This is a genomic window from Streptomyces sp. NBRC 110611 (assembly GCF_001590865.1).
Lineage (GTDB): Bacteria > Actinomycetota > Actinomycetes > Streptomycetales > Streptomycetaceae > Streptomyces.
The window spans coordinates 139,190-152,323 of sequence record NZ_BBUY01000015.1 but is presented as its reverse complement, the minus strand read 5'-3'; the positions used below and the strand labels follow the sequence as shown (position 1 = coordinate 152,323).

Below are 13,134 nucleotides of genomic sequence, written 5' to 3'. Positions count from 1 at the left end.
TCACACGACGGGGCCCCTGCCGGGTTCGGCCACCCCCACCCATGAGCCCCGGCTGTCGCCGCGAGAGCCCTTTCGCCGTCACTCGGCCTCGCGCCAGCCCTCGTACTCCGCGGCGAGGGCGTCCAGGCGCTCCGGGTCATGGCGGGCGTCCGGGTCCTCGACCACCACCAGCCACTGGGCGTCCTCGGCGTCGTCCTCGCCGGCCAGGGCGTCCCGTACGAGCTCGGGCTCCTCGGTGAGGCCGAAGCGTTCGGCCAGGGCTTCGGCCACCTCTTCGGCCGCGTCGCGGTCCGGCAGGACCAGTACGTGGCGGGTGTGGCGGGTCTGGCGGCTGTGGCGTGCGGGCTGGGTGGCGTGGTCGTTCACCGGGCCATTGTCCGGCAGGAGGACCGTGCGGTCGTCGGGCGGGGCGGTCGGCTGCACGGAGTGTCCGGGCTGCCTTCCGGCTTCCGGAGAGCCCCCGGGGCTGTGGTTCTGATTGTTGTGGCCGAACCGGGCCGTCATTGGGGCGTCATCCGGGGAATCGAGGGGTGTCATCAGGGGAGTGGGCGGGCGGCGTTGTCAGTGGCGCGTGGGATGCTGGACCGCGATGGCCAGGAAGACAGCTCACGACGACCCGCTCGCCCCCGTCACGATCGCGGTGGGCCAGGAAGAACTGCTGCTGGAGCGTGCGATGCAGCAGGTGGTGGCGGCTGCCCGGGCAGCCGACGCGGACACCGATGTACGTGACCTCACCCCCGATCAGCTGCAGCCCGGCACCCTCGCCGAGCTGACCAGCCCCTCGCTCTTCGCCGAGCGCAAGGTCGTGGTGGTGCGGGCCGCCCAGGACCTGTCCGCGGACACCGTCAAGGACGTCAAGGCCTACCTCGGCTCGCCCGCCGAGGAGATCACGCTCGTACTGCTGCATGCCGGCGGTGCCAAGGGGAAGGGGCTGCTGGACGCCGCCCGTAAAGCCGGTGCGCGGGAAGTGGCCTGCCCCAAGATGACCAAACCGGCCGACCGGCTGGCGTTCGTCCGGGGCGAGTTCCGGGCGGCCGGGCGCTCCGCGACGCCGGAAGCCTGCCAGTCGCTGGTCGATGCGGTCGGCAGCGATCTGCGTGAGCTGGCGTCGGCGTGTTCGCAGCTGGCCGCCGATGTCGAGGGCACGATCGACGACTCCGTCGTCGCCCGTTACTACACGGGCCGGGCCGAGGCGTCGAGTTTCACCGTCGCGGACCGGGCCGTCGAAGGCCGGGCCGCCGAGGCCCTCGAGGCGCTGCGCTGGGCGCTCGCGACCGGCGTCGCCCCCGTCATGATCACCAGTGCGCTCGCCCAGGGGGTCCGGGCCATCGGCAAGCTGGCCTCCGCTCCGCGCGGTGCCCGTCCCGGCGATCTCGCCCGTGACCTGGGCATGCCGCCCTGGAAGATCGACCGGGTGCGGCAGCAGATGCGTGGCTGGTCGGCGGACGGCGTGGCTACGGCGCTGCGTGCGGTGGCGGATGCCGATGCGGGGGTGAAGGGCGGCGGGGACGATCCGGCGTACGCGTTGGAGAAGGCTGTCGTAAGTGTCGCGCGGGCCGCGCGGTCCGCACGAGCCGCGTCGCGCTAGTTTTCTCGCGTCTTCTCGAGTCTTCTCGGATCACGCCGGGGCCCGGTGACGAACCCGGTCCCGCGGACGGCACCGGTGGTGACAGCGGCATCGGTGGTGTCACGGGATTACGTCGGCTCCTCGGACCCAGCCTTGCGAAAGTCCTCGCAAGCCGGACCCGTGAGAGAGCCCTCGCAATCCGGAGCATGCAAAAGGCCCCGCCTGCCCCTGGGGAAGGGGCGAGGCGGGGCCTTCGCATCAAGTGATGCTGGCTCCGTCGGCGGTACGAGCCGCCGGTGAGCCGGGTGCGCCGCACCCGCGTGGCGAACGCAGGCCGCGTGCGGCGCGGTGGTGCACCGACCGGGAGCGGTGAGAGGGGCCGCTGGATCCCTGTCGGCAGAGGTCTTGCAAGGACTTGCGAGGAAGGTCAGCCCTTGAGGGCGGCGACCTTCTTGGCCAGCGCCGACTTCTTGTTGGCGGCGGCGTTCTTGTGGATGACACCCTTGCTGACGGCCTTGTCGAGCTTCTGGGCCGCCTCGGCCTGGGCAGCGGTGGCCTTCTGCAGGTCGCCGGCCTCGATGGCCTCACGGGTACGACGGATCGAGGTCTTCAGAGCCGACTTGACAGCCTTGTTGCGCTGACGAGCCTTCTCGTTGGTCTTGATCCGCTTCATCTGGGACTTGATGTTCGCCACGAAAGAGCCTTTTCAGGTTCGTTGGAGTTTCTAGCCGCGCCCCGTACGAGAGAGGGCACGAAGCGCAGTGGACCAGGCTACCAGCAGGGTCTACGGCGTCCCAAACCGGCCCGAGGCCACCGGCACAGTCCGCCCGGCCCGCTTGCACAGCTCACCCGGCCCGCCTGTACAGCACACCCGTCCACCGGCACAGTCCGCCCGGCCCGCGGGCTGGTCCGGGCCGCCCAATCCGAACCGACTCCGTCGCTCATGGGACCATGGGGGAAGACGTCAGATACCCGAGTCCCGCCTACCCGCGTTCACTGAATGGACCCTGCGTGCCCGCGACCCCTACGAACGTGCCGGAACCGAGCCGTACCGACCCGGCTCTCATCCGTAACTTTTGCATCATCGCGCACATCGATCACGGCAAGTCGACGCTCGCCGACCGGATGCTCCAGCTGACCGGTGTCGTCGAGCAGCGGCAGATGCGCGCGCAGTACCTCGACCGCATGGACATCGAGCGCGAGCGCGGCATCACGATCAAGTCCCAGGCGGTCCGGCTGCCCTGGGCGCCGAGCGAGGACAGTGGCACGACCCACATCCTCAACATGATCGACACCCCTGGACACGTCGACTTCACCTACGAGGTCTCCCGCTCGCTCGCCGCGTGCGAGGGCTGCATCCTCCTCGTCGACGCCGCCCAGGGCATCGAGGCCCAGACCCTCGCCAACCTCTACCTGGCGATGGAGAACGACCTCACGATCATCCCCGTCCTCAACAAGATCGATCTGCCGGCCGCGCAGCCCGAGAAGTTCGCCGCCGAGCTGGCCAACCTGGTCGGCTGCGACCCCGAAGACGTGCTGAAGGTCTCCGCCAAGACCGGCGTCGGCGTCCCCGAGCTGCTGGACAAGGTCGTCCGCGAGGTCCCGCCCCCGGTCGGCACCAAGGACGCCCCGGCCCGCGCGATGATTTTCGACTCGGTCTACGACTCCTACCGCGGCGTCGTGACGTACGTGAAGGTCGTCGACGGCACGCTCAACAAGCGCGAGCGCATCAAGATGATGTCGACCGGCGCGGCACACGAGCTGCTGGAGATCGGTACGAACTCCCCGGAGATGAAGCCCGCCGACGGCCTCTCCGTAGGCGAGGTCGGCTACCTGATCACCGGCGTGAAGGACGTCCGCCAGTCCAAGGTCGGTGACACGATCACCCAGCTCAACAAGGGTGCCGAGGAGCCGCTCGGCGGCTACAAGGACCCCAAGCCGATGGTGTTCTCGGGCCTGTACCCGCTCGACGGCTCGGACTACCCCGAGCTGCGCGAGGCCCTGGACAAGCTCCAGCTCAACGACGCCGCCCTGGTGTACGAGCCGGAGACCTCCGCGGCGCTCGGCTTCGGTTTCCGCGTCGGCTTCCTGGGCCTGCTGCACCTGGAGGTCATCCGCGAGCGCCTGGAGCGCGAGTTCGGGCTCGACCTGATCGCCACCGCCCCCAACGTGATCTACCGCGTGATCATGGAGGACGGCACGGAGCACGAGGTCACCAACCCCAGCGAATTCCCGGTCGGCAAGATCGACGAGGTGCACGAGCCGGTCGTACGGGCCACGATCCTGGCGCCGAGCGAGTTCATCGGCGCGATCATGGAGCTGTGCCAGACCCGCCGCGGCAGCCTGCTCGGCATGGACTACCTCTCCGAGGACCGCGTCGAGATCCGCTACACGCTCCCGCTGGCGGAGGTCGTCTTCGACTTCTTCGACCAGCTCAAGTCCAAGACCCGCGGCTACGCCTCGCTGGACTACGAGCCCACCGGCGAGCAGATCTCCGACCTGGTCAAGGTCGACATCCTGCTGCACGGCGACAAGGTCGACGCGTTCTCCGCGATCACGCACAAGGACAAGGCGTACGCGTACGGCGTTCGGCTGGTGGCCAAGCTGCGCGAGCTGATCCCGCGGCAGGGCTTCGAGGTGCCGATCCAGGCCGCCATCGGCAGCCGGGTGATCGCCCGTGAGACGGTCCGCGCCATCCGCAAGGACGTCCTCGCCAAGTGCTACGGCGGTGACATCTCCCGTAAGCGGAAGCTGCTGGAGAAGCAGAAGGAAGGCAAGAAGCGGATGAAGATGGTCGGCAGCGTGGAGGTCCCCCAGGAGGCCTTCATTGCGGTGCTGTCCTCGGATTCCGAAGGCGAGAAGAAGAAGTAGCGGCAGCGGAAGAAGCGGCGGAGCTGCAGAGCGCCGGGGCGCCGGGTCCTCCCGTACGGGGGGCCCGGCGCCCCGGCGTCGTTGAGGACGTCACGGGCGCGCCTGGCGTGACGGGCATGCCTGGCGTCACGGGTGCGCCTCGTGCAGCGGGCATCCCGCGCGCAGCGGGCGCGCATCGGAATGAATGCGGAGCGTGCCGTTCCGTCGTGGCTCGACCGGCGTGCCCGGCTGTGGTCTGGTGAGGGGTGATCGGTGCGGCCCGGCATTATCGGGCGATGCGCGTGCTACGTACACCTATCGCACTGGTCACGCCGAGAACCAGTGGGTCGCAGCCCCTTACGCGTCGGCGCAAGGCGCTCTAGTCTGATCACTGCTCAAGGTTACTCGCGAGTCACCACGCAACGAAGCGGGCCCCGGAGGACGCCGTGACGGACACCTACACCCTGATCGAGAACCGGCCGCCCTCGGTGGCGCACCTCTTCCTGGAGCGGGTCGCGGCCACGCCCGATATCGAGGCCTTCCGTCATCCGGTCCCGTCGGCCTCCGGTCGGGGCCCGGACGACTGGAAGGCGATCAGCTGGGCCCAGGCCGCCGACCGGGTCTACGCCGTGGCCGCCGGGCTGATCGCGCTGGGCGTACGGCCCGAGGAGCGGGTGGCGCTGGCCGCCAACACCCGCGTCGAATGGATCCTCACCGATCTCGGTGTGCTCTGCTCCGGCGCCGCCACCACCACGATCTACCCGAGCACCAACGTCGAGGAGACCGCGTACATCCTGGCCGACTCCGGCAGCCGGGTGCTGATCGCGGAGGACGCCGGACAGCTCGCCAAGGCCCGCGAGCGGCGCGCGGAGCTGCCCGACCTGGCGTATGTCGTCGTCATCGACGAGGCGGACGCCGAGCCCACGGCCGACGACCCCGACGGCTGGGTGCTCTCCCTGGCGGAGCTGGAGCGGCGCGGCGCCGCCCATCTGGAGAAGCACCCCGAGTGTGTGAAGGAGCGGATCGCCGGGCTGAGCGCCGATCAGCTGGCGACGCTGATCTACACCTCCGGGACCACCGGCCGTCCCAAGGGGGTGCGGCTGCAGCACGACTGCTGGGCGTACATGGCCCGCGCGATCGAGGCGACCGGGCTGATCACCGAGGAGGACGTGCAGTACCTCTGGCTGCCGCTGGCGCATGTCTTCGGCAAGGTGCTCACGGCGGGGCAGATCGCGACCGGCCAGGTGATCGCCGTCGATGGCCGGGTCGACAAGATCATCGAGAATCTGCCGGTCGTCCGGCCCACGTACATGGCGGCCGTACCGCGGATCTTCGAGAAGGTCTACAACGGCGTCGCGGCCAAGGCCCGGGAGGGCGGCGCCGTCAAGTACAAGATCTTCCAGTGGGCGGCCGGGGTGGCCCGCGAGTACGCCAGGGCCGCCCAGGACAACTTCCAGCGCACCGGCAACGCCTCGGTGCCGTTCGCGCTCGGCGCCAAGCACAAGATCGCCGACGCCCTCGTCTACGGCAAGCTCCGGGAGGCCTTCGGCGGCCGGCTGCGCGCCGCGGTCTCCGGCTCGGCCGCGCTCGCCCCGGAGATCGGCTACTTCTTCTCCGGCGCCGGTATCCACATCCTGGAGGGCTACGGCCTGACGGAGTCCAGCGCCGCCAGCTTCGTCAACCCCGGCGAGGCCTACCGCACCGGCACGGTCGGCAAGCCGCTGCCCGGCACCGAGGTCCGGATCGCCGAGGACGGCGAGATCCTGCTGCGCGGCCCGGGCATCATGCAGGGCTATCACGGCCTGCCGGACAAGACCGCCGAGGTGCTGGAGGAGGACGGCTGGTTCCACACCGGCGACATCGGCGAGCTGTCCCCTGACGGCTACCTGCGGATCACCGACCGCAAGAAGGACTTGATCAAAACGTCCGGGGGCAAGTACATCGCGCCCGCCGAGGTGGAGGGGCAGTTCAAGGCGGCCTGTCCGTTCGTCTCCAATGTGCTGGTGCACGGCGCCAACCGGAACTTCTGTACCGCGCTGATCGCCCTCGACGAGCCGACGATCATGGGCTGGGCGAAGGAGCACGGCCTGGCGGGGAGGACGTACGCCGAGGTCGTCGCCGCCGACCAGGTCCGCGAGCTGATCGACGGCTATGTCGAGCGGGTCAACGAGGGCCTGCAGCGCTGGCAGCAGATCCGCAAGTTCCGGCTGCTGCCGCGCGATCTGGACATCGAGCACGGCGAGGTGACGCCCAGTCTGAAGGTCAAGCGGCCGGTGGTGGAGCGGGCGTTCAAGGACCTGCTGGAGGAGATGTACGCGGGCGCGCGGGAGGCGTAGCGCCTGCCCTGCTTCGCGCACCGGCCAACTCCCCCGGCGTGTCAGCCGAATTGGACGCCGCGACCTCGCACTTCCGTGACTCGGTGCTTATGCGTGCGCTCGTTCTGTCACCCTGTCGGTGGCGCATCCGGCGCTGTAGCGGAGCTGTTCGGGAGTTGCTCAATGAGGACGACTGCGACGACAACTTCGTCTCCACGGGATGACGGCGTCACGGGGGCGCGTGCGGTGGCGCGCGCGACGACGCCGGATGGGTCCGGCGATTCCGGTGATTCCGGCGGCCTCAATGGCCCCGGCGGCCACGGTGGCGCTGATGGCTGCGTCCCGGGTGCCCGTACCCGGCGGGTCCGGCTTCCCGGGAATCCGCAGGCCGCGGCCGCTGCCCGGCGCTTCGTCCGCGAGTCCTTCGCCCACTGGGCCGCCCAGCGGCTGCCCGGCGCGGAGGGGCTCACCGACCGCCTGGCGGACGAAGCGCTGCTGCTGGTCAGCGAGTTGGTCACCAACGCGGTGGTGCACGCCGGCACCACCGTCGAGCTGCGCTGCCGGCTCGCCCCCGCGGACGGGCCGGACGACGGCGCCGACCCCGATCCCGACCCGGGCCCCGCCCTCGAACCGGACCGCTGCTCCAGTCCCGTCCCCGGCTCCAGTCCCGTCCCCGCCCCCAATCCCGGCCCCAGTCCCGGTCCCGCTCCCGGCCCCAGTCCCGGTCCCGGCCCCGGTCCGGATTCCCTGCCCGGTGTCGTCATCGAGGTCTGTGACCGCCACCCGGCCCGGCCCGTCCGCGCCCGCGCGGAGGGTGCCGCCGCTGACGGCCCCGCCTCCGAAAGCGGTGGCCGCGGGCTGCAACTGATCAGTGCCGTCGCCGAATCGTGGGGCATCACCTACCGCCGCGCCATGAAGGCCGTATGGTTCCGGCTCCCCTTGGACGTCCCCGGCGCCGGTGCCCGTCCGGAGCCCGAGCTTCCGTACGACGACCAGATCGAGATCGTCCACGGCGACCCGCTGGAGCGCACCTCCGATGGCCGGCTGCTCCAGCGCGAACTGCGGGCCGCCGAACTCCTCGCCCCCGTACCGCGCCGCCCCAGCCGTCCGGAGCCCGGCGCCGGCCGGGTCGACAACGGTGCGCTCTCCTTCCTCGCCGAGGCCTCCGACCTGCTCTCCGGTCAGCTCGACGCCGATCAGGTCGCCGCACTCGCCGCGCAGTTGATCGTCCCTCGGATCGCCGACTGGTGCGCGGTATGGCTCCACGACGGGGACGGCGACGGTGGCGGTGGCGGGTCCGGGCCCGGGCGGGGACCGGGGGCGGCCGACGGTCAGGGAGAGCAGCGGCTCGCCCGCGTCTGGCACACCTGCGAGAGCCGGATCGATTCCCTCCGTGCGGCGCTGGAGAAGCAGCCACCGGAGCTGCCGGACGATGCCGCGCCCGGCAGCGCACCGGTCGCGGTCCCGTGGCCATGGCCGCACGAACCCGGCTGTGACGACCTGGGCTGCGCGGACCCCGGCGGTGAACACCTGGCCTGCGGTGACCTGGGTGGAGCGGCGCTGGCCTGCCCCCTGTCCGTCGGCGGCCGTCGGCTCGGCACACTGCTGCTCGGCCGGGGCGGGCTGGCGCGCTTCCCCGACGAGGTGGTCGGGCTGATCGAGGACCTGGGCCGCCGGGTCGCCCGCGCCCTGGCCACCGCCCGCGCCTACCGCCGGCAGGAGCGGATCAGCCAGGTCCTGCAGCGCCGGCTGCTGCCCCGGGGGCGGGCGCGGGTGCCCGGCGTGGAGTCGGCGGTGGTCTACGAGCCGCGCGAGGGCGCCTGGGCGGGTGGCGACTTCTGGGACCTCTTCGACGCGGGGAACGGCCGCTGGTGCTTCGCGCTCGGCGACGTCTGCGGCAGCGGGCCCGAGGCGGCCGCGGTGACCGGCCTGGCCCGGCCGGTGCTGCGGATGCTGGCACGCGACGGCTTCGGCGTCGCGGAGGTCCTCGACCGGCTCAACAAGACCATGGCCCGGGAGGCCGCGGACTCGGTCGCGGCCGTCGCGGCGGCGGTGGCGGCGGCCGGCGCGGGCGCGGAGGCCCCGGTGGAGGTCCGCGAGGAGGGCGAGCAGGCCCGGTTCCTCTCCCTCCTCTACGGCGAGATCGTCCCGTTCCCCGGAGGCTCCGGCGGTGCCCGCTGCACCCTGGCCAGCGCCGGCCACCCGCTGCCGCTCGTCCTGGGCACGGACGGCGCGGTCCGGGTCGTGGCGGCGCCGCAGGTGCTGCTGGGGGTGGTCGAGGACGCCGCCTACGTCAGCGAATCGTTCGAGCTCCGCCCCGGCGAGACCCTGCTGTGCGTCACCGACGGGGTCACCGAGCGCCGCTCCGGCCGCCGGCTCTTCGACGACGAGGACGGTCTGGCCAAGGCCCTCGCGGCCGGCGTCGGCCTGACCGCCAAGGCCCTCGCCGATCACCTCCGCGCCGCCGTCCACGCCTTCGACCCCGCTCCGCCCGACGACGACCTGGCACTCCTCGTGCTCAAGGCGGCGGGCGGCTCCTCGTAGCCGCCCGCGGGCCGGGGAGCGGCGCCGTCCACCGGGCGGAGAGCGGCGCCGTCCACCGGCCGGGAAGCCGGACCGTCACCGCTCCAGCCCGGGCGTCGCTCCTCTGACGGACGTTGTCAGTCCCATGACGGACAATGGATCCCATGCCTTCCGCACTGCCTGATGGTGAGCCGATGCCCGAGGACGGGGCGCTGCCCCGCCATGCGCTGGCGGAGGCGGCCGGGCGGCCTCTCGGCTTCTACCTGCACGTGCCGTACTGCGCGACCCGCTGCGGCTACTGCGACTTCAACACCTACACCGCGAGCGAGCTGCGCGGCTCCGGCGGCGCCCTGGCCTCCCGGGACAACTACGCCGACGCCGTCGTCGAGGAGATCCGCCTGGCCCGCAAGGTGCTGGGCGACGACCCGCGCCCCGTCGAGACGGTCTTCGTCGGCGGCGGTACCCCGACCCTCCTCCCCGCCGCGGACCTGAGCCGCATGCTGGCCGCGATCCGCGACGAATTCGGCCTCGCCCCCGGTGCCGAGATCACCACGGAGGCCAACCCCGAGTCCGTCGGCCCGGCCTACCTGGAGGAGCTGCTCGCCGGCGGTTTCAACCGCGTCTCCTTCGGTATGCAGAGCGCCCGGCAGCACGTCCTGAAGATCCTCGACCGGACGCACACCCCGGGCCGTCCCGAGGCCTGCGTCGCCGAGGCCCGCGCCGCCGGCTTCCGGCACATCAACCTCGACCTGATCTACGGCACCCCCGGCGAGACCGACGACGACTGGCGGGCGTCCCTCGACGCCGCCCTCGGCGCCGGCCCCGACCACATCTCCGCGTACGCCCTGATCGTCGAGGAGGGCACCCAGCTGGCCCGCCGGATCCGCCGTGGCGAGGTCCCGATGACGGATGACGACGTGCACGCCGACCGCTACCTGATCGCCGAGGAGGCCCTCTCCGCGGCCGGCTTCCACTGGTACGAGGTCTCCAACTGGGCCACCACCGAGGCCGCCCGCTGCCGCCACAACGAGCTGTACTGGACCGGCGCCGACTGGTGGGGCGCCGGCCCCGGCGCCCACAGCCACATAGGCGGCGTGCGCTGGTGGAACGTGAAGCACCCGGGTGCCTACGCCCAGGCCCTGGGGGACGGACGGTCGCCGGGCGCGGGCCGCGAGATCCTGGCCGACGAGGACCGCCGCGTGGAGCGCGTCCTGCTGGAGCTGCGGCTGCGCGAGGGCTGCTCCCTGTCCGTGCTGCGCCCGGACGGCCTCGCGGCCTCCCGCAAGGCCCTGGCGGACGGCCTGCTGGAGGCGGGGCCGTACGAGGAGGGGCGGGCCGTTCTGACACTCCGGGGGAGGCTGTTGGCTGACGCGGTGGTGCGGGATCTGGTGGACTAGTACTCGAACGAGAGAAGCGATGCGGGCACGCTGTGCGCCTGTCTACGCTCTTCCATAGGCTGCCGCTAAACGGACGCGGCGGGATGTGGGAGGGCCACGGAGATGACCGCTGTGGATGATCACCGAATGACCCAGTTCTTCCAGAACCTGGAAGTTCCCGATGGCGTCAAGGTGGAGCTTCTCAGGGGGAACATCGTGATGATGGCGACGCCCGACCTCGTGCACAACGAGATCGTCGAGTTGGTCCAGGACCAGATCCCCAGGCGTGCATGGATGCGTCTCCAGACTCAGGACATCACGGTCCCGTTCGAGGCGAGTGAACCCATCCCGGATCTGGTGGTGCTGGCGCGCGAGGCTCGTCCGGAGTCGGGGCCGATCCCGTGCGGGGTGATCACCACGGTCATCGAGGTGGTTTCCAAGACCAGCGTCGACCATGACTACGGAATCAAGCGCTCGATCTACGCCGCGGGCGCGGTGCCCTCCTACCTGATCATCGATCCCATCATGGCCCAGTGCGTCCTGCTCACTCAGCCAGTCGGCGCGGGGGATGAGGCGGACTACCGGACCCAGCAGATCACGAAGTTCGGTGAGCCCCTTCCGCTGCCCCTGCTCGGCAGCGAGCTGGACACCAGTGAGTTCGGGACCTACAAGGGCGTCAGGCCGCACCGCCGACCGTAACGAAATCAATCAACTCCTCCACCCGCCCCAGGAGTTGCGGCTCCAGGTCCTTGTAGGACCGCACGCCCGACAGAATCCGCTGCCACGCCGCCCCCGTGTTCTCCGGCCAGCCCAGTGCCCGGCACACCCCCGTCTTCCAGTCCTGCCCGCGCGGTACGGACGGCCAGGCCGGGATGCCGACCGACGACGGCTTCACCGCCTCCCACACATCGATGTACGGGTGGCCCACGACCAGCACATGCTCACCGGTCACCCCGGCCGCGATCCGGGACTCCTTCGAGCCGGGGACGAGGTGGTCCACCAGCACCCCCAGCCGTGCGTCCGGACCGGGGGAGAAGCCGCGGACGATCGCCGGCAGGTCGTCGATGCCCTCCAGGTACTCCACGACCACGCCCTCGATGCGCAGATCGTCACCCCAGACCCGCTCGACCAGTTCCGCGTCGTGCCGTCCCTCCACGTAGATGCGCCCGGCGCGCGCGACCCGGGCGCGGGCGCCGGGGACGGCGAGGGAGCCGGACGCCGTACGGGCCGGGCCGCTCGGCGCCGCCGGCCGCTGCCGCTGCGGACGTACGAGGGTGACCACCTCGCCCTCCAGCAGGAAGCCGCGGGGCGTCATCGGGAACACCCGGTGTTTGCCGAAGCGGTCCTCCAGGGTGACCGTCGGGCCCTCGGCGGTCTTCTCGCAGCGGATCACGGCGCCGCAGAATCCGCTGGTGACCTCCTCGACGACCAGATCGGGGTCGGCCGGCACCTCGGGGGCGGGCCGCTGCTTCTTCCAGGGAGGCGTGAGGTCGGGGCCGTACTGTCTGCTGCGCATTCGCCAGACGATAGGACAGGCGCGGAGCGAAGGCAGCAGGTCAGGCGGGAGACACGCCGAAGCGGGCGGCCAGCGCGTCCCGCTGCGCGCGGACGAACGCGGCGTCCACCACCGCGCCATGGCCGGGCACGTACCTCGCGTCCTCACCGCCGAGGGCCAGCAGCCGGTCCAGGGCCGCCGGCCACTGCCGCGGCAGCGCGTCCGGGCCGGCCTGCGGTTCGCCGGACTCCTCGACCAGGTCGCCGCAGAAGACGATCTCCGGGGCGCCGTGCCGGCCGGGCACCAGGACGGCCAGGTCGTGCGCGGTGTGGCCGGGACCCACGTTCGCCAGCAGCACCGGGCGGTCACCGAGGTCGACGGTGAGCTGGCCGTGCACGTGGTGGTGCGGGACGACGAGCAGATCGGTGGCCTCCGCGGCGGCGTCCCGGCCGACGCCGTGGCGGATCGCGTCGTGGCGCAGCACGTCCCTGTCACGGCGCAGCAGGTCGCCGAGGCCGGCCGCACCGAACACCGCGACGCCGGCGAAGGCCGCGGTGCCCAGGACATGATCGAAGTGTGGATGGGTGAGCGCGATATGCGTCACGTCCCGCCCCAGCACACCGCGCACCGACCGACGAAGATCCGCGCCGTCACGGATGGTCGCGCCGGTGTCGACGATCATGACGCCGGACGCCCCGGCGATCACCCCGATCGTCTCGTCCCAGCCCGGCATCCGGCGCCTGGCGACGCCTTCAGCGAGCTGTTCCCACCCGGCCTCTTCCCAAGCAGTGCGCATACCGAGACGCTAGCTCCCTCGCGATAGCGTTGCCCGACGGGCCACTCGATCATGCCGATCCTGGCCGCCGATGGCGGCCGTCGGGTGCGCGCTGTGTGCGGCCGGCCTTGCCGTGCCGGTGCTACCCGGCCGTACACTGGCTCAGGGTCTGGCACTCGGCCCGGGTGAGTGCCAGGAGAAACGAGATGGCGGGACGGCCGGACTGGAGGTGC

At 71.5% G+C, this 13,134-nt stretch carries 10 protein-coding genes; 6 read left to right on the top strand and 4 right to left on the bottom strand.

Annotated features, from left to right (window positions below; translation table 11 throughout):
* Nucleotides 1–78 precede the first annotated feature (78 nt).
* Entirely contained in the window at nucleotides 79–303 is a 225-nt protein-coding gene (locus AZE13_RS39085) for a hypothetical protein (protein WP_398780228.1), read from the bottom strand.
* A 286-nt stretch (nucleotides 304–589) separates the two neighbouring features.
* Between AZE13_RS39085 and holA the strand changes: the two genes are divergently transcribed.
* On the top strand, nucleotides 590–1,588 hold the full coding sequence (gene holA / locus AZE13_RS25770) for a DNA polymerase III subunit delta (protein ID WP_066936696.1): 999 nt from the start codon (nucleotides 590–592) through the stop codon (nucleotides 1,586–1,588).
* A 406-nt stretch (nucleotides 1,589–1,994) separates the two neighbouring features.
* On the opposite strand, the gene rpsT is transcribed toward holA, so the two are convergent.
* Nucleotides 1,995–2,261, bottom strand: a complete 267-nt coding sequence (gene rpsT, locus AZE13_RS25765; protein ID WP_066936693.1) for a 30S ribosomal protein S20 — start codon at nucleotides 2,259–2,261, stop codon at nucleotides 1,995–1,997.
* A gap of 317 nt (nucleotides 2,262–2,578) precedes the next feature.
* Between rpsT and lepA the strand changes: the two genes are divergently transcribed.
* The 5 genes from lepA to AZE13_RS25740 all read left to right on the top strand — a co-directional run bounded on the left by lepA (nucleotide 2,579) and on the right by AZE13_RS25740 (nucleotide 11,330).
* Nucleotides 2,579–4,438, top strand: coding sequence for a translation elongation factor 4 (gene lepA / locus AZE13_RS25760; protein ID WP_066936689.1), 1,860 nt, complete (start codon nucleotides 2,579–2,581; stop codon nucleotides 4,436–4,438).
* A 425-nt stretch (nucleotides 4,439–4,863) separates the two neighbouring features.
* Complete coding sequence (locus AZE13_RS25755) at nucleotides 4,864–6,753, top strand: AMP-dependent synthetase/ligase (RefSeq protein WP_066936686.1); 1,890 nt, start codon at nucleotides 4,864–4,866, stop codon at nucleotides 6,751–6,753.
* Between the two features lie 225 nt (nucleotides 6,754–6,978).
* A complete protein-coding gene (locus AZE13_RS25750; protein WP_258527991.1) occupies nucleotides 6,979–9,276 on the top strand; it encodes an ATP-binding SpoIIE family protein phosphatase in 2,298 nt (765 codons plus the stop codon).
* A 143-nt stretch (nucleotides 9,277–9,419) separates the two neighbouring features.
* Nucleotides 9,420–10,652: a radical SAM family heme chaperone HemW gene (gene hemW / locus AZE13_RS25745; RefSeq protein WP_066936799.1), complete on the top strand. Its 1,233-nt coding sequence runs from the start codon at nucleotides 9,420–9,422 to the stop codon at nucleotides 10,650–10,652.
* A gap of 102 nt (nucleotides 10,653–10,754) precedes the next feature.
* Nucleotides 10,755–11,330, top strand: coding sequence for a Uma2 family endonuclease (locus tag AZE13_RS25740; RefSeq protein WP_066936683.1), 576 nt, complete (start codon nucleotides 10,755–10,757; stop codon nucleotides 11,328–11,330).
* Here the strand turns inward: AZE13_RS25740 and AZE13_RS25735 are convergent.
* Both AZE13_RS25735 and AZE13_RS25730 read right to left on the bottom strand, forming a co-directional pair.
* Entirely contained in the window at nucleotides 11,308–12,147 is an 840-nt protein-coding gene (locus AZE13_RS25735) for a DUF3097 domain-containing protein (protein WP_066936681.1), read from the bottom strand. The genes AZE13_RS25740 and AZE13_RS25735 overlap by 23 nt on opposite strands.
* Before the next feature lie 40 nt (nucleotides 12,148–12,187).
* Nucleotides 12,188–12,922, bottom strand: a complete 735-nt coding sequence (locus AZE13_RS25730) for an MBL fold metallo-hydrolase (RefSeq protein WP_066936678.1) — start codon at nucleotides 12,920–12,922, stop codon at nucleotides 12,188–12,190.
* Nucleotides 12,923–13,134: the final 212 nt, after the last annotated feature.